The sequence below is a fragment of the Ruegeria sp. AF8 genome (assembly GCF_056541825.1).
Genome location: NZ_JBQFYW010000004.1, coordinates 173,966 through 196,608, shown reverse-complemented (window position 1 = coordinate 196,608; position 22,643 = coordinate 173,966). Strand labels below are relative to the sequence as shown.

At 61.6% G+C, this 22,643-nt stretch carries 21 protein-coding genes; 9 read left to right on the top strand and 12 right to left on the bottom strand.

The annotated features are described in order from the left end of the window. Positions 1 to 9 precede the first annotated feature (9 nt). Complete coding sequence (locus ACR0AO_RS09825) at positions 10 to 840, top strand: hypothetical protein (RefSeq protein WP_480602938.1); 831 nt, start codon at positions 10 to 12, stop codon at positions 838 to 840. A 4-nt stretch (positions 841 to 844) separates the two neighbouring features. Here ACR0AO_RS09825 and ACR0AO_RS09820 read toward each other — a convergent pair whose 3' ends face one another. From ACR0AO_RS09820 to ACR0AO_RS09790, 7 genes are all read right to left on the bottom strand, one after another. Continuing rightward, complete coding sequence (locus ACR0AO_RS09820) at positions 845 to 1,678, bottom strand: ABC transporter ATP-binding protein (RefSeq protein ID WP_480602936.1); 834 nt, start codon at positions 1,676 to 1,678, stop codon at positions 845 to 847. A 115-nt stretch (positions 1,679 to 1,793) separates the two neighbouring features. Beyond that, positions 1,794 to 3,077, bottom strand: a complete 1,284-nt coding sequence (locus ACR0AO_RS09815) for an ABC transporter substrate-binding protein (protein ID WP_480602934.1) — start codon at positions 3,075 to 3,077, stop codon at positions 1,794 to 1,796. A 93-nt stretch (positions 3,078 to 3,170) separates the two neighbouring features. Beyond that, positions 3,171 to 4,247 carry a branched-chain amino acid ABC transporter permease gene (locus tag ACR0AO_RS09810; protein ID WP_480602932.1) on the bottom strand — a complete coding sequence of 359 codons (1,077 nt, stop codon included), beginning with the start codon at positions 4,245 to 4,247 and terminating at the stop codon, positions 3,171 to 3,173. A gap of 93 nt (positions 4,248 to 4,340) precedes the next feature. Then, positions 4,341 to 5,327, bottom strand: coding sequence for a branched-chain amino acid ABC transporter permease (locus tag ACR0AO_RS09805; RefSeq protein WP_480602931.1), 987 nt, complete (start codon positions 5,325 to 5,327; stop codon positions 4,341 to 4,343). Between the two features lie 29 nt (positions 5,328 to 5,356). Next, positions 5,357 to 6,175: an ABC transporter ATP-binding protein gene (locus tag ACR0AO_RS09800; protein WP_480602929.1), complete on the bottom strand. Its 819-nt coding sequence runs from the start codon at positions 6,173 to 6,175 to the stop codon at positions 5,357 to 5,359. Beyond that, positions 6,172 to 6,687, bottom strand: a complete 516-nt coding sequence (locus tag ACR0AO_RS09795; protein WP_480602926.1) for a hypothetical protein — start codon at positions 6,685 to 6,687, stop codon at positions 6,172 to 6,174. Before ACR0AO_RS09795 ends, ACR0AO_RS09800 begins: the two co-directional genes overlap by 4 nt. A 14-nt stretch (positions 6,688 to 6,701) precedes the next feature. Next, entirely contained in the window at positions 6,702 to 8,645 is a 1,944-nt protein-coding gene (locus tag ACR0AO_RS09790; protein WP_480603172.1) for an AMP-binding protein, read from the bottom strand. 276 nt (positions 8,646 to 8,921) lie between these two features. Between ACR0AO_RS09790 and ACR0AO_RS09785 the strand changes: the two genes are divergently transcribed. Continuing rightward, a complete protein-coding gene (locus ACR0AO_RS09785; RefSeq protein ID WP_480603170.1) occupies positions 8,922 to 10,826 on the top strand; it encodes a PAS-domain containing protein in 1,905 nt (634 codons plus the stop codon). Then, entirely contained in the window at positions 10,823 to 11,527 is a 705-nt protein-coding gene (locus ACR0AO_RS09780) for a response regulator transcription factor (RefSeq protein WP_480602924.1), read from the top strand. The genes ACR0AO_RS09785 and ACR0AO_RS09780 overlap by 4 nt, the downstream gene beginning before the upstream one ends. 28 nt (positions 11,528 to 11,555) lie before the next feature. Here ACR0AO_RS09780 and ACR0AO_RS09775 read toward each other — a convergent pair whose 3' ends face one another. The 3 genes from ACR0AO_RS09775 to ACR0AO_RS09765 all read right to left on the bottom strand — a co-directional run bounded on the left by ACR0AO_RS09775 (position 11,556) and on the right by ACR0AO_RS09765 (position 15,177). Further along, the gene (locus ACR0AO_RS09775; RefSeq protein WP_480602923.1) at positions 11,556 to 12,845 is read right to left on the bottom strand and encodes a hypothetical protein; all 1,290 of its coding nucleotides are present in this window, start codon (positions 12,843 to 12,845) and stop codon (positions 11,556 to 11,558) included. Positions 12,846 to 13,137: 292 nt separating this feature from the next. After that, complete coding sequence (locus ACR0AO_RS09770; RefSeq protein ID WP_480602922.1) at positions 13,138 to 14,319, bottom strand: Zn-dependent hydrolase; 1,182 nt, start codon at positions 14,317 to 14,319, stop codon at positions 13,138 to 13,140. Positions 14,320 to 14,532: 213 nt separating this feature from the next. Next, positions 14,533 to 15,177: a glutathione S-transferase family protein gene (locus tag ACR0AO_RS09765; RefSeq protein WP_480602921.1), complete on the bottom strand. Its 645-nt coding sequence runs from the start codon at positions 15,175 to 15,177 to the stop codon at positions 14,533 to 14,535. 154 nt (positions 15,178 to 15,331) lie between these two features. Between ACR0AO_RS09765 and ACR0AO_RS09760 the strand changes: the two genes are divergently transcribed. The 5 genes from ACR0AO_RS09760 to rarD all read left to right on the top strand — a co-directional run bounded on the left by ACR0AO_RS09760 (position 15,332) and on the right by rarD (position 19,845). Then, positions 15,332 to 15,982: a histidine phosphatase family protein gene (locus tag ACR0AO_RS09760; protein WP_480602920.1), complete on the top strand. Its 651-nt coding sequence runs from the start codon at positions 15,332 to 15,334 to the stop codon at positions 15,980 to 15,982. A 12-nt stretch (positions 15,983 to 15,994) separates the two neighbouring features. Further along, positions 15,995 to 16,609 (top strand): glutathione S-transferase family protein, encoded by a 615-nt coding sequence (locus tag ACR0AO_RS09755; RefSeq protein WP_480602919.1) that lies wholly within the window; start codon positions 15,995 to 15,997, stop codon positions 16,607 to 16,609. A gap of 14 nt (positions 16,610 to 16,623) precedes the next feature. Beyond that, complete coding sequence (locus ACR0AO_RS09750) at positions 16,624 to 17,679, top strand: saccharopine dehydrogenase (RefSeq protein ID WP_480602918.1); 1,056 nt, start codon at positions 16,624 to 16,626, stop codon at positions 17,677 to 17,679. A gap of 3 nt (positions 17,680 to 17,682) precedes the next feature. Beyond that, positions 17,683 to 18,825 carry a saccharopine dehydrogenase family protein gene (locus tag ACR0AO_RS09745; protein ID WP_480602917.1) on the top strand — a complete coding sequence of 381 codons (1,143 nt, stop codon included), beginning with the start codon at positions 17,683 to 17,685 and terminating at the stop codon, positions 18,823 to 18,825. A gap of 111 nt (positions 18,826 to 18,936) precedes the next feature. Beyond that, entirely contained in the window at positions 18,937 to 19,845 is a 909-nt protein-coding gene (gene rarD / locus ACR0AO_RS09740; protein ID WP_480602916.1) for an EamA family transporter RarD, read from the top strand. Here the strand turns inward: rarD and ACR0AO_RS09735 are convergent. Continuing rightward, positions 19,836 to 20,513: an SGNH/GDSL hydrolase family protein gene (locus ACR0AO_RS09735; protein ID WP_480602915.1), complete on the bottom strand. Its 678-nt coding sequence runs from the start codon at positions 20,511 to 20,513 to the stop codon at positions 19,836 to 19,838. The genes rarD and ACR0AO_RS09735 overlap by 10 nt on opposite strands. A 161-nt stretch (positions 20,514 to 20,674) precedes the next feature. On the opposite strand from ACR0AO_RS09735, the gene ACR0AO_RS09730 reads away from it, so the two are divergent. Further along, a complete protein-coding gene (locus ACR0AO_RS09730) occupies positions 20,675 to 21,322 on the top strand; it encodes an RluA family pseudouridine synthase (RefSeq protein ID WP_480602913.1) in 648 nt (215 codons plus the stop codon). A 226-nt stretch (positions 21,323 to 21,548) separates the two neighbouring features. On the opposite strand, the gene ACR0AO_RS09725 is transcribed toward ACR0AO_RS09730, so the two are convergent. After that, a complete protein-coding gene (locus ACR0AO_RS09725; protein ID WP_480602912.1) occupies positions 21,549 to 22,367 on the bottom strand; it encodes a DUF2189 domain-containing protein in 819 nt (272 codons plus the stop codon). Between the last annotated feature and the right edge of the window lie 276 nt (positions 22,368 to 22,643).

Sequence of the window (22,643 nt, the reverse complement as noted above, 5' to 3'; positions counted from 1 at the left end):
GAGACCGACGTGACCGATTTCGACACCGCAGACCTGGACCGCAGGATCACGTTTCACGACGCGCTGCAAACTATGGAAGCGGATTTCTCGGGTTTTCATTTCGACAACTCGGAAACGGTCAACCGCTTTTACGACCGGCTGGAAGAGCGCATCGCGCAAACCGGTGAAGAGAAATGGTTTTTTCTGGTCAACCTGCATGGAACACAGATCGACCCCGAGGCCTGGCTGGCCTATTCCCGCCGCGGCAAGTCGCTCAATCTGGCGCATTCCATGGGCTCGGTGCGCTACGATCCGTCCGAGGAAACCCGCACCCAGATCGAACGCGCGGCCAACACCGAATTCTTCGATCCGAATCTGTTTGCCAGCCGCGAAGAGGCGCTGGCGCGAATCAGTCAGCTTCCCAGCACGCGCCGCAAGCGGGTCCAGCACGATCCGAACTATGTTCTGAGCGATTTCGTGCGCAGAATCTCGTTTGACGCCGAGGCCGGAATCATGAACGCGAATTTTTCGCATTTCGTCTTTCATCACTCGCGCGACGTGAACGAGTTTTATGACTATATCGAGGAGCGCATCGCCGAGACCGGCCGCAAATGGTATTTTCTTGTCGATCTCAACGGCTGCGAAATCCTGCCCGCGGCCTGGGTGCAATACGCCCACCGGGGTAAGAAGCTGAACGCCGCCCATTCGCTGGGCTCGGTGCGCTATGCCGCCGGGTCCGAGACCGAGGCCGACATCCGCATGCGCGCCGAAACCCAGGGGTTCCGCCCCAATATCCGCAACACCCGCGAAGAGGCGCTGGAACGGATTGCCGAGATGAAAGCGGAAACCGAGCACGCCTGAGCCCTCACAACCACCGCTTGCGGCGGCGGTACGAGCGCACGTCGCGAAAGCTCTTGCGGCCTTCGTCGGACATGCCGAGATAGAATTCCTTTACATCCGGGTTCTCGCGCAGTTCGGCGGCGGGGCCGTCCATCACCACGCGGCCCGACTCCAGGATATAGCCGTAATGGGCAAACCGCAGAGCCACGTTGGTGTTCTGTTCGGCCAACAGGAAGGACACGCCTTCTTTTTCGTTCAGATCCTTGACGATGCCGAAAATCTCTTCGACCAGCTGCGGCGCAAGCCCCATCGAGGGTTCGTCCAGCAGGATCGTCTCGGGCCGCGACATCAGCGCCCGGCCCATCGCCACCATCTGCTGCTCACCGCCCGAGGTATAGCCGGCCTGAGAGCGGCGGCGTTCCTTGAGGCGCGGGAAATAATTGTAGACCAGTTCAAGGTCCTGTTGAATCGCAGCGCCCCCGTCCTTGCGGGTGTAGGCGCCGGTCAGCAGGTTTTCCTCGACCGTCAGGTGTTCGAAGCAATGCCGCCCCTCCATCACCTGGATGACGCCCTTTTGCACCAGATCGGCGGGGTCCAGTTCGTGGATGTCCGCGCCACGGTACTTGATCGAGCCTTTGGTAACCTCGCCGCGTTCGGAATGCAGCAGGTTCGACACCGCCTTGAGTGTTGTCGTCTTTCCCGCGCCATTGCCGCCCAGCAAGGCCGTGATGCCGCCTTTGGGCACGTTCAGGCTGACGCCCTTGAGCACGAGGATCACGTGATTGTAGATCACCTCGATATTGTTGACCTCAAGCAGGGTTTCCGCCTGCACGTCGGTGGTTGTTGCCGCATCCAGCATCAGCGCTTGTCCTCATGCCTGTCCCGTAATGCCGGGACTTGTCCGGTGCGGAGCGGCGGGCCTGCCGCCGCCCCCGGTTGATCTGTGCCCCGGCGCGTGCCGGGACACGGTCGACTTAGTTGCAGCCCGCTTCGATGGCATTTTCCGAAGCGTAGGCGCCCGAGTCTTCTTCGATCAGTGCGCCGATCACTTCGCCATCGGTCGGCTTGTATTCCGAGATCAGCGACCAGGACTTGTTGGCCGCATCCCACTGGGTCACACCAACCAGGGCGTCACCGCCGTGGTTTTCACAGTTGACCGAGAAGGCCGGACCAAAGTTCGGAAGACCCAGTTCGGCCATCTTGGCTTCGGTGATCTCCAAGGCTTCCATGCCGTCGCGCATCATACCGCCGGTGATGTCCTTGGTGCCGTGGATTTCCATCGCTTTCTTGGCAGCTTCTGCGGCCAGCATCGCGGCATAGAGACCCCGGTTGTACAGAACGGTGCCAACCTGATCGCCAGCGCCAGCAGCCTTGCCCGCGCCAATGACGTATTTGTTCAGGTCTTCGAACAGCGGGAAATCACTGCCGACGTTGTGGAAGGTCAACGACTTGTAGCCATTGGCTGCATCACCAGCGGGCAGCACGTCGTTTTCCGAACCCGACCACCAGATGCCGATGAAGTTTTCCATCGGGAAGCGGATGTTGGCGGCTTCCTGAATAGCAACCTGGTTCATCACGCCCCAGCCCCACATCAGGACATAGTCGGGACGGTCGCGGCGGATTTGCAGCCACTGAGACTTCTGTTCCTGACCCGGGCTGTCGACCGGCAACAGGATCAGTTCATATCCGTGCTTCTTGGACAGCTCTTCCAGGGTCCGGATCGGCTCCTTGCCGTAGGCCGAGTTGTGATAGACCAGCGCGATTTTCTTGCCGTTCAGGTCACCACCGTTTTCGTCCAGCAGATAGTTGACCGCGCCCGACGCACCATCCCAATAGTTGGCGGGATAGTTGAACACGTGGCTGAACACCTTGCCGTTCTTGGCCGAGGTGCGACCATAACCCATCGAGTGGATTGGGATATCGTCTGCGGTCGCTTTCGGGATCAGCTGATAGGTGATGCCGGTCGACAGCGGCTGATAGATCAACGCGCCTTCGCCCTTGGTCGATTCATAACATTCCACACCTTTTTCGGTGTTATAGCCGGTCTCGCATTCGATCACCTTGGCCGACACGCCTTCGATGCCGCCGTCACGCTCGTTCAGCAGGGTGAAATAATCCGCATAACCATCGGCGAACGGAATACCGCCAGCAGCGAACGGACCGGTCCGATAGCTGAGCGACGGAAACACGAGGTCTGCCATCGCCGGGCCTGCGGCCATCATGGCGCCGAGCGCCAGGGTTGCCAGTTTTGTCTTCATCGGGTTAGTCCTCCCTTGGTTTTGACCGATGTTTCCACCCCGTTAATCCGGCCGGGGCCATCCGTAGGGCGGGTTGCCCCACCCGGCCCTTCGTCAATAGGGGAAGGGCCAAAGTCTCAGTTTTTCCTTCGCCACGCGCCACAGCTGGGCCAGCCCGTGCGGTTCGAGGATCAGGAACATGATGATAAGCGCGCCCACGATCACCAGCTGCAGATGCGCCACGATATCGGTGGGCCAGCCCAGCATGTCGGCGCCCACGACCTTGAGCACCACCGGCAGCAGCACCAAGAAGGCCGCGCCTGCGAAGGATCCGAAGATTGAACCGAGACCGCCGATGATGACCATGAACAGCACCAGGAACGATTTCTGGATGCCGAACGCCTCGCCGACCTCGACCGCGCCGAGATAAACCGAGAAGAACAGCGCACCCGAGATGCCGACAAAGAAGGACGAGACGGCAAAGGCGCTCATCTTGGCCTTGAGCGGGTTCACCCCGATGATCTCGGCGGCGATGTCCATGTCGCGGATTGCCATCCAGGTGCGGCCCGTGGTGCCGCGCGTCAGGTTGCGCGCGATTAGCGCCGAAACGGCCAGGAAGATCAGGCAGAACATATAGGTCGCCCAGGCCGGCGCGTTCGGGCCGGTGATGATGATGCCGAACACGTCACGTTCCGGCGCGTTGATCTGGCCTGAGGCCGAGTAGTTGTAGAACCACGGCACCCGGTTGAAGAGCCAGACCAGAAAGAACTGCGCTGCCAGCGTCGCCACCGCCAGGTAGAACCCCTTGATCCGCAACGACGGCAGGCCGAACAGAACGCCCACAATTGCGGTGATCCCGCCTGCGAGAATGACGTGGACAAACATGCTCACGTCCGGGAAAGCGGTCATCAGCTTGTAACAGGCATAAGCCCCCACCGCCATGAACCCGCCGGTACCCAAGGACACCTGTCCGCAATAGCCCACCAGGATGTTCAGCCCGATCGCCGCGATGGCATAGATCAGGAACGGCAGCAGCAGCGCGTTGGCCCAATAGTCGTTGATGATGAAAGGGATGATCCCGAAAGCAACCGCCAACACGACATAATAGCGATACCGGTCGAACCTGATCGGGAAGGTCTGGCTGTCGTCCTGATAGGAGGTTTTGAAATCTCCGGCTTCACGATAGAACATGGCTTATTTTTCCCATTCTTCCTGCGCCCGGTTTCGGGGCGCCGGGTCCTTGCCCGGATTGGCGTTGCGGTTCAGATCGAAGCTGCACACGGTCTATACCCTTTCGATGATCTTCTCTCCGAACAGCCCCTGCGGGCGGAACACCAGAAAGATCAGAGCCAGCACATAGGCGAACCAGTTCTCGGTGGCGCCGCCCACCAGCGGGCCGATGGCAAATTCGAACAGCTTCTCGCCTACGCCGATGATCAGCCCGCCGACGATGGCGCCGGGGATCGAGGTGAACCCACCCAGCATGAGAACGGGAAGCGCCTTGAGCGCGATAAGGCTCAGCGAGAACTGCACACCCGATTTGGTGCCCCACATGATGCCCGCAACCAGTGCGACAAAACCCGCCACCGACCAGACCATGACCCAGATGAAGTTCAGCGAAATGCCGACCGACAGCGCCGCCTGATGGTCATCCGCCACCGCGCGCATCGCCCGGCCCTGCTTGGTGTATTGGCTGAACGCCACCAGCGCAGCCACCAGCAACGCCGCGATCACAGTGGCCACGATGTCGAGATTGTCGATGAAGAAGCCGTAGCCGAAGATGTTGAACGTGGCTTCGTCGATCCACAGGTTGATGCCCTGCGGCAGGCCCACATCCAGCGTCTTGATCTCGGACCCCCACATCAGGTCGGCCACGCCTTCAAGGAAATAAGCCAGACCGATGGTGGCCATGAACAGGATGATCGGCTCCTGTCCGACCAGATGGCGCATGACGAAGCGCTGCACCGCCCAGGCCAGCAGCACCATCACGCCCATGGTCAGCAAAATCGCCAGCAATGCGGGCACATTCCATCCAAAGTAATGGATATGCGTGCCGAGGATCGCATTGATCAGATGCGAAAATGGCACCTGTCCGTTCATGATCCCGACCAGCGTCATCGCCGCGAACAGGGCCATAACCCCCTGTGCGTAATTGAAAATGCCGGACGCCTTGTAGATCAGCACAAAGCCCAGCGCGACCAGCGCATAGAGCACCCCGGCCATCAGGCCGTTGAGGATGACCTCCATCGCGAATACGAGTTGTTCAGGCATGGTTGCCTCCCCACTTGTCTTTTTGGCGCTCAGTCATGGCTCACCCCCAGATAGGCGTCGATGACTTCTTGGTTATTGCGCACCTCGTCTGGCGTGCCGTCGCCGATCTTCTTGCCGTAATCCATCACCACCACCCGGTCGCTCAGGTCCATCACCACGCCCATATCGTGTTCGATCAGGGCGATGGTGGTGCCGAACTCGTCATTCACGTCGAGGATGAAGCGGCTCATGTCCTCTTTCTCTTCGACATTCATGCCCGCCATCGGCTCATCCAGCAGCAAAAGCTTGGGTTCGGCCGCCAGCGCACGGGCCAGTTCGACGCGCTTTTTCAGCCCGTAAGGCAGGCGCGCCACCGGTGTCTTGCGGATGTGCTGAATCTCCAGAAAGTCGATGACCTTTTCCACCGCTTCGCGGTTCTCGGTTTCTTCCGCCTCGGCCCTGCCTTTCCACAGCGCCTGCTGAAACAGATTGGTCTTCATATAGTTCAGCCGGCCCGTCATCACGTTGTCCAGCACGCTCATGCCCTCGAAAAGGGCGATGTTCTGGAACGTGCGCGCGATGCCCTGCCGCGCCACCTCATAGGGGCGCATGGCCGGGCGTTTTGCCCCATGGAACCAGACCTCGCCCTCCTGCGGGACGTAAAAGCCCGAGATCACGTTCAGCATCGAGGACTTGCCCGCGCCGTTCGGTCCGATGATCGCGCGGATCTCGCCCTCGCGGATGTCGAAACTGATATCCTTGATCGCCACCACGCCGCCAAAGCGCAGGGTGATGTTCTTCATTTCCATCACCACGCCGCCAATCTTGCGGCCGTCTTCGGTGACGTAGGAGTCCACTGCATCTTTCACTGGGAGGTTACCTCCGCTTCTGCCGCCGCAATAAAGGCGTAATTACTGGATTGGTCATGATAGACGAATGCCGCGACTATCCGCCCATTGGGGTTTGGGCCAATTGTTTCAATCGCGAAGATTCGCGCGTTTTCAACACGATCCGTGCTTCGTTCCTGAAAGCGGCCTCCCGCGATCAATTTCTTGGCTACTTCGGAAAATTCAGACCAAAGCAATGATGCCTGTTCAGGCGTACCGTGTGCAACATCGTCGAGCGCCTGAGCACCACCCAAGCTTATGTCACAAGCGTTCAGAAGCCCGGAATTCATTTCACTCAGAAGAAAGCCTTCATCCGTTTGCCACTGGCGGCCGGTGTAACTCCCGTTTGGCGCAACATTCTCCTCCGGACCAAGAGATGACAGGTCTCCAATCGGCGTTCCTTCTACAAGGGGAGCGAGACAAGCTTCAAAAAACACATCGCCGATTTGAGATGCTTCCGCACTTGTTGCCGCGATCACCGATGCAGCAAGCACTGGTAAGAGGCCCCTCATTCCGCCGCAACCTTGTGCTGAGCCACCGGTACGACCGGCGCGTCGACGATTTCCAGCGTGGCGCTGATCGAGCCCTTGCGGCCGTCCTCATAAGTGACTTCGGTGGTCGTCGATACCTGACTGGACCCGTCATAGAGCGCCGCGATGATGTCGTGGAACTTCTCCTCGACAAACCCGCGTCGCACCTTGCGGGTCCGGGTCATCTCGCCGTCATCGGCATCCAGTTCCTTGTGCAGCACCACGAACCGATGCACCTGACAGCCCGACAGCATCTCATCCGCAGCGACCGACTTGTTCACTTCTTCAACGTGGGACTTAATCGTCTCCAGCACACGCGGATGTCCCGCCAGTTCCTGATAGGACGCATAGGCCACGTTGTTGCGCTCGGCCCAGTTGCCCACCGCCGTCAGGTCGATATTGATGAAAGCGACGCAGCGATCCTTGCCGTTGCCGAACAGCACGACTTCCAGAATATCCGGATAGAATTTCAGCTTGTTCTCGACATATTTCGGCGCGAACATCGAGCCATCGGCCATCTTGCCCACATCCTTGGCGCGGTCGATGATGCGCAGGTGGCCCGAGCTTTCCTCGATGAACCCGGCATCGCCGGTGGCGACCCAGCCCTCGGCATCCTTGGTCGAGGCAGTGGATTCCGGGTTGTTGTAATATTCCACGAAGACGCCGGGCGAGCGGTAGTGGATCTCGCCCTTGTCGTCGATCTTCAACTCAACCGCCGGCGCAGGCACACCAACCGTATCCGCGCGCACCTCGCCATCCGGTTGAACCGTGATGAAAACGGTGGCCTCGGTCTGGCCGTACAGCTGCTTCAGGTTGATGCCGAGCGAACGGTAGAAATCGAAAATCTCCGGCCCGATCGCCTCACCCGCCGTATATCCCACGCGGAACCGGCCATAGCCCAGCGTGTCCTTCAGCGGGCCATAGACCAGCAGATTGCCCAGCGCGTATTTCACCCGGTCGCCGAAACCAACCGGCTTGCCGTCCAGAATGCGCCCGCCGACCTTTTTCGCATGCGCCATGAAGTGGTGGAACATACGCTGCTTCAGCTTGCCCGCATCCTCCATCCGGATCATCACGTTGGTGAGCTGGGTTTCGAACACACGCGGCGGGGCGAAGAAATAGGTCGGCCCGATCTCGCGCAGGTCGGTCATCATCGTGTCGGCGCTTTCGGGGCAGTTGACACAGAAACCGCACCAATAGGCCTGACCGATGGAAAAGATGAAATCGCCCACCCAGGCCATCGGCAGATAGGACAGGATGTCCTCACCCCGGCTCAGATGGTCGAACTCGGCCGAGTTCTTCGCACTTTCGATCACGTTGCGGTTCGACAGCACCACGCCCTTGGGCTTGCCGGTGGTGCCCGACGTATACAGCATCACGCAGGTGTCGTCATAGGTGATACTGGCGATGCGCTTGTCCAGTTCCGCGTCAAAACGCTGATGACCCGCACTGCCTTCGGCCATCAGGTCTTCCAGTGCGTTCATCTGGGAATGGTCGTATTTCCGCATGCCGCGCTTGTCGGTATAGAGGATGTGCTTGACCTGATGCACCTTCTCCTGAATTTCGATGACCTTGTCGACCTGTTCCTGATCACCGCAGACGACGTATTTCGCGCCGCAATGCTCCATCACATAGGCCATCTCCTCGGCCACCGAATCCTGGTACAGGGGCACTGGCACCGCGCCCACCATCTGGGCCGCGACCATCGACCAGTAATGCGCCGGGCGATTGCGCCCGATCACCGCAATGTGGTCGCCCTTTTCGATGCCAAGCTCCAGAAAGCCCAGCGCGATGGCGCGGATTTCCCGCGCTGCGCCGGCCCAGGTCCAGCATTGCCAGATGCCGAATTCCTTTTCCCGATAGGCCGGGGCATCCCCGAACTGCGTTGCGTTGCGATGAAGCAGCGCCGGAAGGGATTGCATCCCCTCGGCGCCAGACTGCGTCTGAGCCAATTTCTCTCTCCTCCCCATCCCGGCCATCACCTCGGGGCCGGGAACGTCCACGAATGCGAATCCGCCGTTCCGAAGACAGTCAAACGTTGATCCGAAATTTTTTCCTGATGTTTTCCCAAATCTTACGAATTGTAACAAGTCCGCAGAAAAGGGTCGCGGGTTGTTACATTTGGCCACAGCGGAAGGGATGGCGGCAAAGGCTCTACCCGCCGTATCTGTCCGGTGATAGGCATGGGTGCGGGGAGGATGGCATTGGGCAATTCCGAACAACACATCAAGGCGATGACCACGGCGGGGCTGAACCTGATCGGGCAGGCCCTTTCGATCTATGACAGCGACCTGCGGCTGGCGCTGAGCAACCGGCGGTTTCAGGAAATGTTCGACCTGCCAGCCAGTCTGGCGCGGCCCGGGGCCGCCTTTGCCGACACCATCCGATACCTGGCGGAAAACGGCGAATACGCGCCCGAGACGGATATCGAGGAAATCGTGCAAAGCCGCGTCCGGCAGGCCATGGCGTTCGAGCCGCACTATATCGAACGCATCCGCCCCAACGGCCAGGTCATCTCGGTCGAGGGCGCGCCGCTGCCACAGGGCGGCTGGGTGGCGGTTTATACCGACATCTCGCGCACCAAACGGGTCGAGGAAATGCTGCGTTCGCGGTCCGAAGAGCTGTCCGATCAGTTGCTGACCCATGCCGAGGAACTGTCGGCCACCAACCGCGAACTGGCCGCCACGATCAGCGCGCTGGAAGAAGCCAAGCGGCAGCTGACCGAGATCGAATCGCGCACCCGCCTGACCACGGAAATGATGCCCGCCCATATCGCGCATGTGGATGCGGGCGGCCACTATACCTATTCCAACCGCCGCCTCAGCTCGGTGATGCCGGGGCGGCCTTCGGATATTCTGGGCCTGCATATCTCCGAGGCGTTGGGGCCATCGGCCTTCGCCCGCGTGGCACCGCATCTGCAAAAAGCATATGGCGGACGCACTTCGGTCTTCGAATTCACCGAGAATCACGATCAGCGCCGAATCCGCGCCTCGTTCACGCCGGATCAGGAGGGGGGCGTCTATATCCTGTCGATGGACGTGACCGAGGAAACCCAGGCCCGTGTGGCGCTACAGCAATCACGGCGCCGCGCGATGGCGGCGCAGATGACCAGCGGGCTGGCGCATGATTTCTCGAACCTGCTGACGATCATCCTCGGGATGCAGGGCAAGCTTGAAAAGATGGCCCTGCCCGAAGAGGCGGCCGAACTGGTCGCCGCCACCCAGCAGACCGCCCGCCGGGGCGGGCAACTGCTGAACCGGATCGCCGACATGACCGGCAACCGAACCCTGCATCCGCAGGCAACCGACATGCGCGGCCTGCTGGAGGACATGAAGATCCTCGCCTCGCCCTCGCTGCCGCGCGGCATGGGGCTGTCGGTGGTCAACACCCTGCCTGATGAGGCGCTGCTGCTCGATCCCGGCATGTTGCAGGACGCCTTGCTGAACCTGGTGCTGAACGCCCGCGACGCCTGCGGCGCAACCGGGCAGATCACCATCAGCGCCCATGCCATCGGCAATATCTGGATCGAAATCACCGTCACAGATACCGGCCCCGGCTTTTCACCCGACGCGCTGGACAAGGCATTGAACCCGTTCTTCACCACCAAGGGCAGCGAGGGGTCGGGGCTGGGCCTGCCGATGGTCTATGACATGGTCAAGCTGGCGGGCGGCGACCTGCAACTGCGCAACTCTCCTTCGGGTGCGGCGGTGATCCTGCGCCTGCCCTATCGCGCCGCCCCGCCGGCGCAGGGCGGGCTGGCCCTGCTGGTCGAGGACAATGACGATCTGCGCAGCCAGTTCCGCGACCTGCTGATCGACCTCGGCCTGTCGGTGATCGAGGCGACCTCGGTCGACGAGGCCTGCGCGCTGACCGCCGACATCGAGGATATCTCGCTGGTGCTGTCGGATATCAAACTCGAAGGTCCCGCCACCGGCATCGACCTGATCAAGCGCCTGCAGCCCGGCCTGCCCTGTATCCTGATGACCTCGCTGCCGCTGACCGACCCGCTGCACCGCGAAGCCCTTGCCCTGGGCCCGGTTTTGCGCAAACCCTTCTCGCGGGCGCAGCTTTCCGCCCTGATCCGACCCGAGGCCGCCCAATGACGCAACCGCTGGTGACCATTCTCGACGACGAACCTGAAATCCGGCAAATCCTGACCGAGGCGCTGGAAGAGGCCGGATTTCGTACGCAAAGCTTTTCGCGCGCCCGCGAATTCGAGGCCTCGCTGAAACGGGTGACGCCGGATGTCTGTCTGGTGGACCTGTCGCTGCCCGATACCGACGGGCTGGCGCTGGTGCATCGGCTGGCGCTGGAACAGGGGGCAGCGGTGATCATCATCTCGGGCCGGGCGCAGGTGCAGGACCGGGTGACCGGGCTGGAGCTGGGCGCCGACGACTACATCACCAAGCCTTTCGATCCGGCCGAGGTGGTGGCCCGCATCCGCGCCCGCCTGCGCGCGCCGCGTGTCGCCGCACAACAGGGCGGCAACACCGCCCATTTCAACGGCTGGACCGCGCATTTCGACAGCTACATTCTGGAGAACGAACAGGGAGTCGAAACCCCGTTCAGCCATGCCGAAGGCGAGGTGCTGCGGCTGTTTCTGGAAAGCCCAAAACGCTTGATCAGCCGGGCGCAGATGCAGGAAATGCTGGGCGGCGGCGCCGGTGAAAGCTTTGACCGGGCGATGGATGTGCGTATCTCGCGCCTGCGCACCAAGCTGGGCGAAGATCCCAAGAACCCGCGCCTGATCAAGACGATCTATGGCGCTGGGTACATTTTTCTGGGCGATGTGAACTGGCGGTGAACCCGCCGCCCCGGATTCGGCGGGCGATCTATGCAATCAGTTTCTGCACTTCCTGCTTCACCAGATGCGGGACGAAAATATAGGGCCCTTCCTTCAGGTATTCCCTGGACAACAGATCAAAGACATCCCTGGACAGAATGACGGGAAGATATTCGGCCCGCTGATGCGCCACGACCTGATGTTCCGTTTCCAGATCCGAGATGTCGTATCCAACCGTCAGAACCGCCTCTTTTGACGGCTGATACCCCAGAATCGAAAGCCTGCGATAGAACTCGTTGCCATATTTTTCCGCCCCGCGGTCCGATGCCCGGAAATAAATCCGCCGCCCGTCCGCGAATTCGATAATCTTCGCAAGCGTGATGTCGGTCGGGTCCGCAACGATGACGTTTTCGTAAGTGTCTGATATCGTGCGCAGGCTTATGTCATCAGCCTCCGCTTTCGTTTCCGCCCTGTCCGAAACGGTAACGAACCGGCTTTCCTGTTCCTTGTCGCCGACGATGACGATCCGCTTGGGCATCCATTCGTTGTCAGATTCGAACCGCCGAATGCGGCGCACGGCGATTTCCACACGATGCGGCGGGATATCGTAATCCGCCGCGCCCGGCAGAAAAAGATGTTCGTCGACCACCGGAAACAGAACGAACTCGCCGGCGTCTTCGGTATTGAATTGCGACAGGACTTTCTCGAATCCCTCATCTCCCTCTGCGGCCACGAATTTCCCCCACAGATCCGTATAGGGTTGGCGTCTGGAGGAAACGGTCGGCCCGACGGTGGCGTCATCCAGCACCAGGCTTTTGGCGATGCGGTCACCCTCCCCGACGAACAAGACCGAAAATCCCGGATCAAAGCGGAACCGTGCCCGCCCTTCGGCTATCATCCGGCCCAGCATGTCCTGCGATGCCTCCACACGGTCTTTCCAGTTGTTCTTGTGGATCCTGCGCCAAAGCTGGCGAATTCCGGCAACCCCGAACGCATAGATGATGATATTCGGAAGGTGATACATCAGATGGTCTTTTTTGACGGGTTTTCCGACCAGTCCCCAGACGTAGTCCAGTGCCCGTGACACGCGTTCGGGCAATTGGAAAAAGCCGGGCAGGACCTCTATCAGCATCTCCCCGACCTCGGGAAAGATCACCAGAACGGATGCGAAAAACAATGACAGTCCAGCAGCGATCCGCAGCATGATCCGGCTCAGCCCCGAGGTTTCCCGAAACTCATGCGCCAGAAACGGCCCGACAATTCCGGCGCTAATGCGGCTTCCGCCCCGGATCGCCCTGGCCACCCTGATCAGTTCCTTTTTTGATAAAGTCTGATCCATTTCGCAATCTCATCCTCAAACCCCAATTCCCGGCGGAGCGCGGCAAAGTAATTGGTTAACAATATTCCTTCGGGGAATTTTCAATTCAAACAAAAATTTGCGGGCCTGCATCGGGGCCTCGAATGCCGCCCGGTCCCGGCCCGGTCCTTTTCGGGCTGGAACCGCCTCAAGCTCTTTTCCCGGCCAATATGGAACCCCCGCGAACCGGATTTCGTGACCGCTGTTGCGACAAACCGTTGCCGGACACGCCGCCGGCAGCAGGATCAAAACCCATGAGATGGTGAGATCGCCGCTACAACCGCTGAAAAATTTTCTCCAGCACCTTCAGCCCGGCCACCAGATCGGCCTCATCCGTATCCTCGGCAAAGTCGTGGCTGATGCCGCCGATGGAGGGCACGAACAGCATCGCCACCGGCATCAAACGTGAAACGTTGGTGGCGTCATGCAGCGCGCCGGACGGCATGCGCCGCCAGCGCCCGGGCGCAACCGCTTCGGCCCCCGCTTCCAGCGCGGCGCGCAGGCGGGCATCCATCGGAACCGGCTCCAGCCCCAGAAGCGGGCCGAATTCCAGCGCCATGCCCGCTTCGTCCGCGACCTCTTCTGCGGTCTGGCGAACGATCTCCTCCATCCGGTCCAGCCGCCCGGCCTCGCCGTCGCGCCATTGCATGGAAAACTGCACCCGGCCCGGCACGATGGACGAGGCATTGGGATGCAGCGACACATGCCCGATGGTCCAGACCGTGCGCGGGGTGAGCACGTTGCGGAACCGGTCGATCAGGCGCGTATTGAACAGCGACAGCGCCTGAAACGCGTCGCGGCGCAGGTGCATCGGCGTGGTGCCCGCGTGGTTCTGCTGGCCCTGAAAGGTAATCTTCATATCCCGGATGCCGACGATATCGGTGACGACGCCGATCTGCCCGCCGTCGCTGTCCAGCGCCGGACCCTGTTCGATATGCATCTCGACAAAGCCGGTGAAGCGGGCGGGCTCGACGAATTCTCCGGCCAGACCGGCCATCGCTGCACGCGCGGCCTCGAACGTGGTTCCGGCATGATCGGTCAGCGCGTCCGCCCGATCCAGCGGCAGATGCCCCGACCAGATGGCCGAGCCGGTGGTGACGCCGAAACGGCCCTCTTCGTCCTGAAAACTGACGACCGAGACCGGGCGGTCCGCCGACCGCGCCACTTCCAGCGCCGCGATCACGCCCAGCGCGCCGTCCAGCCAGCCGCCCTCGGGCTGGCTGTCGGTGTGCGACCCCATCAGCAGCGACGGGCCATCGGCCAGACCGAACAGGTTGCCCACCGGGTCGAATTGCACCTTCAGCCCTGCCTCCTCCATCCGGCCAGCCAGCCATTCGCGGGCGGCAATGTCGGCCTCGGAATAGGCCGGGCGAATGACGCCTTTACCGACCCCGGATGCCCCAAAGCTGCGCAGTGTATGCAAATCCCCCAGAAACCGTTCCACATTCACCGCCATGGGATTTTCCTTTCCGGTCTGGTACCTGAAGGTTCGTTATTCGTCTGACTACACGCCAAGAAGTGACAGGACCAGGGCGGAGAGGCAAATGCCAAAGACGGCAAATGTCACTGACGCATCCGGCGGTAATGTGCACGGCGTGCATGGCGCGGCAAACACCGCCTGTGTAGCCGTGTTGGCGCGGCAGCCGCCATACCAACGATCCGCGATCGGCTATCTTTCGAAACCGGTCGCAAAATTGTGCCGCTCAATTGCCCACCGGCAACCCGCCCGTTCGGTCACGTGCCTGCAAAGATCCCTAATGCAGGGCATCTGTTCAAAAAGGTCGCCCGGTGTAACGTGCCACGTCGTCATCATTTGCAGATAGATGTCACAAGCCGAAAACCGCTCGCCAAGCAGCCAGGGTCCCTGCGTCTTCAGGTGGTTTTCCACAATGGAAAGCTGATCGAGCGCCATGGACAAGGCCCGGTCTTTCACCCCCGCCGAATGATCCGGGGACGCGGTGTAACGATCCGGGTGATAGTAACGGTTGTACGAAGGATAGACCGTGTCGGCCAGAAACAGCATCCACTGCAAATACGCGGGCCGGTCGGGCGCGCCGGTCGATGGCGCCAACTTCATGCCCGCGTGCCGGTCGCAGAGAAAAAGGATGATTGCCGCCGACTCGAACATCGAACGGCCTTTGCCAAGGGACAGCGCCGGGATCAGGCCGAGAGGCTGCAATCGTCGGTAGCTGTCCGTCCGGGTTTCGCCGCCGTCATAGTCGACCTCATACAGATCGAACTCGACCTCCAGCTCTTTCAGAACGGCCATCGGTGCGTAGGATGAAGACCATGGGTGCCAGTAAAGTGTATACATGCCCCCCTCCGACCAGCGTGAATATCCTTGGCCCCTGCAACACTACACGATTTTCCGTTTCCGGTCGCGGTACCGGATTGCGGGGCGCGGATGCCCAAACCCCTCTGGTCACTGCCCCGATCCTGACCTAAGACTGCCGCAAGAGGAGCCGCAAATGTCCCACATCACACTGGTGCGCCACGGACAGGCCAATTCCGAGGCGCGCGACGAGGAAAGCTATGACCGGCTGAGCGATCTGGGCCATCAGCAGGCCCGGTGGCTGGGCGCGCATCTGGCCGATACCCGCGCCCATTATCCCCGGTGCTATTGCGGCACCCTGACCCGCCATGTCGAAACCGCCGCCAGCATGGGGCTGGCCGATCCGGTGCGCGACGCACGGCTGAACGAGATAGAGTATTTCGCCCTTGCGCAGTTGTTCGAAGACCAGCACGGGGTCGCCATCCCGCAGGATCGCGAAGGCTTTGTGCGGCACCTGCCGATGACCTTCACAGCCTGGGCCAATGGCGAGATCGAGAATGCGCCCGAAACCTTTGCCGAGTTCGAGGGCCGCGTTTCAGCCGCCCTGCGCGAGATCGGCACCGAGGGCGGGCCGGCCATCGTGGTAACCTCAGGCGGGTTGATCTCGATGGTGGTGCGGCAGGCGATGGGGCTGGATATCCCGGCGATGGCGCGGGTCGCCCTTGCCATCATGAACACGTCGATGCATCGTCTCTATCCGATCGGCGATCACCTGAGCCCGGTCCTGTTCAACGCCGTGCCGCATCTGGAAACGCCCGAGCGGCACTTCGCCCAGACCCATTTGTGACGGAGACAACGGATGCAGCTTTACTATGCCCCCCGCACCATTTCCATCGCCGTTGCCATCGCCCTGGAAGAGGCCGGGCTGGGATATGAGGCGATCCGGCTGGATTTCGCCGGCGGCGAACAGACCAAACCCGCCTACAGGCAGATCAACCCCAAGGGCCGGGTGCCGGCACTGGTGGTGGATGGCGGCATCCTGACCGAAACCGGCGCTTTGCTGGAATATGTCGCGGCCAGGGCACCGCAGGCCGGGCTGGTGCCCGACGATCCCGTGATGGCCGCCCGCATGCGCGAGGTGATGTATTATCTGGCCTCGACCATGCATGTGAACCACGCCCATGCGCGGCGCGGTGCCCGCTGGGCCGACAGGAAAGCCAGCCACAAGGACATGAAGGACAAGGTGCCGCAAACCATGACCGCCTCGTGCAAGTATATCGAGACGGCGGGCCTGCGCGGGCCGTTCGTGCTGGGCGACCGGATCAGCCTTGCCGATTGCTATCTTTTTGTGGTGTGCAGTTGGCTTGAGGGCGACGGCGTGGATGTCTCGGCCTTTCCCAAGATTCTCGCCTTCCGTGACGCAATGGAGGCTCGTCCTTCGGTTCTGGCGGTGCGGGCCGCCGGAATGCTCTGACAAAAGGATAACGCATGACACATCTCTGGGTCCGGGCAGAACAGCGCCCGAATGAGGAACGGGTGGGGCTGACACCGGAAGGGGCCGCCGCGCTCATCGCGGCAGGTATCCGCGTGACGGTCGAGGAAAGTTCGGTCCGCGCCATCTCGATTGACGGCTACAGGGATGCCGGTTGCGAGATCGCGGTCGAGAATTCCTGGCCCGAGGCCCCGCTGGACGCGATCATCTTCGGCCTCAAGGAACTGCCCGAGGACAGCACGCCCCTGCCCCATCGCCATATCATGTTCGGCCACGCCTTTAAGGGCCAGCATTCGGGCCGCGCTCTGTTGCAGCGGTTCAAGGCTGGGGGCGGTACGCTCTATGATCTGGAATATCTGGTCGATGAAACCGGGCGTCGGGTGGCCGCGTTCGGGTATTGGGCGGGCTATGCCGGCGCGGCGGTGACGCTCAAGACATGGGCCGCGCAGCAACGGGGTGAAGAATGCCCCCCCGTTGGCGTCTATCCGGGCAAGGACGTGCTGAACGCCGAACTGCTGGCCGAGCTTGACGCCACTGGCGCTGCGCGTCCCCGCGCCATCGTCATCGGCGCCCTGGGCCGCGTCGGCACAGGTGCGGCTGACCTGTGCGAGGCGATGGGCGTGCCCGTCACCAAATGGGACATGGCCGAGACCGCCAGCCGCGGTCCGTTCCCGGAAATTTTGGACCACGACCTGTTCCTGAACTGCATCTTCGCCCGCCCCGGCACGCCGGTCTTTGTCCCGCGCGACGCGCTGACCGCCAAACGCAACCTGACCGCCATTGGCGACGTGGCCTGCGACCCAGACAGCGACTACAACCCGGTACCTGTTTATGACCGTGCGACCACATGGGATCACCCCGCCCTGCGCGTGGCGACCGATCCGGTGCTCGACGTGATCGCGATCGACAACCTGCCGTCGATGCTGCCGGCCGAAAGTTCAGAAGATTACGCGGCGCAACTGCTGCCCTCTTTGCTGACCCTGACCAACATCGAAAATGGCGTCTGGGGCCGGGCGGCGGCAACCTTTAACACTCATATCGAAGGGATCTGAGCGATGACGATTCACTGGTGTGGCACCGGCCTGTCGGCCATTCCCGGCCTGCGCCGCTTGATCGAGGCCGGACACAAGGTCACCGTCTGGAACCGAACCGTGGAAAAGGCCAGGGCCGAGGTCGGGGATCTGACCGACGACATCCGCGCCTTCGACATCGACGCTCTGGGAAAAGTGCTGGGAAAAGGCGACGTGATCGTCTCGATGCTGCCGGGTGACTGGCACGTACGTCTGGCGGAACTGGCGATCTCGAATCAGGCCAACTTCGTCTCATCCTCCTACATCGCGCCCGAGATGCGCGCGCTGGATGACAAGGCGCGTGAGGCCGGTGTCGCGCTTGTCAACGAGGTCGGGCTGGACCCCGGCATCGACCACCTGATGGCGCATGCTCTGGTCGACGACTACCGTGCCTCGGATGCGTTCGATGCGGAAAACCACCTGAGTTTCATTTCCTATTGCGGCGGCATCCCCAAGAACCCCAACCCGTTCCGCTATAAGTTCAGCTGGTCACCCTTGGGCGTCCTCAAGGCGCTGCGCTCACCCTCGAAATCAATCCGCGACTACGCCCCGCTGGACGTCGCCCGCCCATGGGACGCGATCAGCAGCTATGTCGCGCCGCTGCCGACACCGGAAAGCTTTGAGGTCTATCCGAACCGAGATTCGATCCCGTTCATGGCGCAGTACCATTTCGAGGACCACTGGCCGGTCAGGGAATTCGTCCGCGGCACCCTGCGCCTGAACGGCTGGGCCGACGCCTGGTCGGATGTGTTCACCGAGATCGAGACCCTGTCGGGCCCCGAGGGCGACGCCCGACTGAAAGAGATGTCGGACCAGTTCTGGAAAGAAAACGCCTATGACGAGGGCGAACCCGACCGGGTGGTTCTGTGCGTGGGCCTGAAGGCCGAGAAAGACGGGGCCGAGGTCTGGCACAAAACCTATGTCATGGACGCATGGGGCGACGAGCGCGGCACCGCCATGGCGCGGCTGGTGTCGATTCCGGTATCGCTGGCCATCGAAGCGGTGCTCAACCGCGCCATCCCGGCGGGCGTTCACGCCGCCCCCAGCGATCCGAAACTGGTACAGAACTGGATGGGCGAGATCGACAAGCTGGCGCAGCACCTGCAGGTGGTGGATCACACGACCTGACGAGCCGTGACCTGCTCCATCACAAAGATTGATGGGGCAGGTCACAGAAATCGGCGTTTCCTTTCCAATTCATCCTGCCATAAACACCCGGCAATCCGACCGGAGTTCCCCATGGCGCAGCACGCCGACCGACCTGCTGAAAACGTCGACACACCGCAAGGTCTGGCCTTTGCCATCACCGCCTATCTGCTGTGGGGGTTCCTGCCGGTCTATATGAAGGCGCTGGCCCATATTCCGCCGGCCGAGGTTGTCGCGCACCGGATCATCTGGTCGGTCCCGGTCGCCGGCGCGCTGCTGATCATACTGCGCCGCACCCGTGACCTGCGCGCCGCGCTGAGCCATCCGCGCACCCTGGCGATGGGCTGCATGACCGCCGCGCTGATCTCGGTCAACTGGGGTATCTATGTCTGGGCCATCGGGGCCGGCAAGGCGCTGGACGCCGCGCTGGGATATTACATCAACCCGCTGTTCAGTGTCGCCCTGGGCGCGCTGTTGCTGCGGGAAAAGCTCAGCCCCGCCCAGATTGCGGCCATTGCCCTCGCCGCCGCCGCCGTCATCACACTCGCCGTCGCGGCAGAGCGCCTGCCCTGGGCCGCGATCGGGTTGACGCTGACCTGGGGGTTTTATGCCTTCTTCAAGAAATCCCTGCCCATCGGCCCCAATCAGGGTTTCATGCTCGAAGTGCTGATCCTGTCGGTCCCGGCGCTGGGATATCTCGCCTATCTGTCGGCTCAGGGGCAAAACAGCTTTGGCGGCGACACCGCCGACACCTGGCTTTTGATCGGCTGTGGCGTGGTGACGGCAGTGCCGCTGATCGTCTATGCCAACGGGGCCAAACTGTTGCGTCTGTCGACTATCGGTATCCTGCAATATATCGCGCCGACGATGATATTTCTGACCGCCGTCTTCATATTTGGCGAGGAATTCGACGGCGCCCGCATGATCGCCTTTCCGATGATCTGGGCGGCGCTGGTGATCTATAGCGTGCCGATGATCCGGCGTATGCGCGCTCAGACCTGATCGAGGATCACCCGCGCCAGCTGTTCTGCCCAAAGCGCATAGGCGCGCGGGCTGGGGTGATAGCCGTCGGGCGCGGCCAGCGCCGCATCGTCCGGCAGACCCAGCGCCAGATGCCGGACCTGCGGAAATTGTGCCGCCACCTCGCGCAGCCCCTGATCCAGCCGCGCGGCCTGCCGCCCCAGCACCCAGGCCAAAGGTTGTGGCAGCGCCGGAAACCTGTGCATCTGCGGCACCCCCGTGACCACGACGCGGCGCGCGCCCAGTGGCCCGGTCAACTGCCGCATCAACGCCGTCTGCCGCGCCATGAACTGCACCTTTGTCGTACCCAGCGTCACGTCATTGACGCCCAGCGCCGTCACCACCACGTCGAACCTGTCGCGAATGCCCAACAACCGCTCCAGCGTGTCCTGTGTGCCGTGCCCGGTCGTGGCCTCCAACCGCCATTCGACCGCGTGGTGCCGCCGCAACTGCCGGACAAGCTGGCCCGACAGCGCCTGCGCCTGCGTGCCGGCGCCGACGCCCGCCGCCGAACTGTCCCCGGCGATCAAAAGGCGCAGGGCCGGCCCCTGCCCGTCGCATCCCCGCCGCGCACCTTCGGGCTCGGGCAGCAACTGCGCCTTGCGCCGCACGGATAACCCCTGCACCGCCAGAACCGGCAGCAAAGGCACCCGCAGGATCTGATCGGCGGCGATCAGGGCTGCACCTTTTGCATGTTTTCGATGGCTGGGGGCATTTCGGCTCCTTTCCTTTGACCAAAGATTTGCGAAACGGCCCACGCCGCGCAAGGGCGACGTTGCGGGACCCGGCCCGCTGCGCTAGGCAGGCGCGCATGAGCGAAACCTATGATCCCCCGCAAACGCCGCTGGATGTCCTGCACGAAGACGCGCAGCTGATCGTGGTGAACAAACCTCCGGGCCTGTTGTCGGTACCGGGGCGTGGGGAACACCTGGCCGACTGCCTGTTGACGCGGGTACAGGCCGCCTTCCCGCAGGCGTTGCTGGTGCACCGGCTGGACCGCGACACCTCGGGTGTGATGGTGTTTGCCCAGACCCCCCACGCCCAGCGCCACCTGGGGCTGCAATTCGAGAACCGGCAGACCCGCAAGACCTATGTCGCGCGGGTTTGGGGGCGGCTCGAACCCAAGACCGGCACCGTCGAGCTGCCCCTGATCGTGGACTGGCCGAACCGTCCCCGACAGATGGTCTGTCACGACACCGGCAAACCCGCGGTGACCGATTGGCGCGTGGTGAAATACGAAGGCACCACCACCCGCGTCCGCCTGTTTCCGAAAACCGGCCGCTCGCACCAGTTGCGCGTGCATATGCGGGCGCAGGGCCACCCCATCCTTGGCGATCCGTTTTACGCTGACGGACAAGCGCGCGACTTCCCCCGCCTGATGCTGCATTCCGAGGAACTGCGCCTGAAACACCCCGAGGGCGGCGTGTCGATGAAGTTCCGCGCTGCGGCGGCGTTCTGATCCTTTGCGAAACAACCGGCAGTGGCGGATATGATCCCAAGACGGATGGGATCGTCTGAAACGTTCGGCCCGATTATTCCGGCCATCTTCCGGATCGGCGGCAGGCGCCCGCCGCTGTTTGCCCCATTCCTCAATTCGGCACATCCGGGGACGTGCTCAAAAAAAATCGAGCTTTGCTTGTCTGCGGACAAAAACTCTCAGCTGCTCGAGATAATGGCCGGATAGATCAATCTTCGGCTGGTGAAACGGCCCGCTGATAGAGATGCCATGTGGTATGGCCAAGGATCGGCAGGGTGAAGATCAGACCCAGAAACGCCGGAGCCATCGACAACAGCATGGTGATCGAGATGATCCCGGCCCAGCCCAGCATGACGACTGGGCTTTCCGCGACAACGCGCAAAGACGTCAACATGGCGGAAACGAAATTGGTTTCCCGGTCGAGCAGCATGGGCATGGCAACGACGGTCACCGAGAACAGGACGGCCGAAAGAAATGCGCCGATACAGGTGCCGACAGCAAGAAAGGTCCAGCCCTGCGGTGTGAAGAAGACGGTGTTCATAAACCCGTTAAAATCCGAGAAGGATGCATTCTGCAGGATGATCGCCAGCCAAAGCCGAATCTGGTAGGTCCACACCCAGAAAATGAACAGGGTGACAAAGGCCATCCAGCCCATTTCCCGCTTGCGTTGATTGGCCATGACAGTGAGGATTTCAAACCAGCCGAAACTCTCTCCTTTCTGCAACCGGCGGGACATCTCATAAAGCCCGGCAGCGGCGAAAGGCGCGACCAGCGGAAAGCCTACAGCGGCGGGAATGATCATCCAGATCTTGCCGAGCCAGATCAGGCACCAAATAAACAGAATCCCGAAAACCGCATAAAACAGGCCGAAAAAGCCGCTCATGAAGGGGCGCGCCAGAAAGTCGGAAAATCCGGCTTTCAGCGACGCGGTGATATCATCTGCACTCACCCTGTTGACCTTGGGCATGTCCTGCTGCTGCGGCGTCAGATTGTCTGGCGGTTTGGAACCTGCGGTCTTGGACGTCATGAAACACTCCTCCCAAAGCATGGTATCGCGACGGTCCGTTTGCCGACAGATCCAACGGTGAAACAGACATCCCTCCTCCGCACGCAAGTCTGCATCAGGTGAGGCATAAGGGCAAGGGAGGTGCATGGCAGCCAAATCCGCAAAGCGGTCACTCATGGTGTTTTGGCGAATGACGGCAATGAGCCCAAGATGTCGCTTGCTGTAAAAGGAACGAATTGGCGCAATGCGTAGCGAACGGACGTAGCCGGCGAAAGGCAAGGCTAATCGAGCCACTCA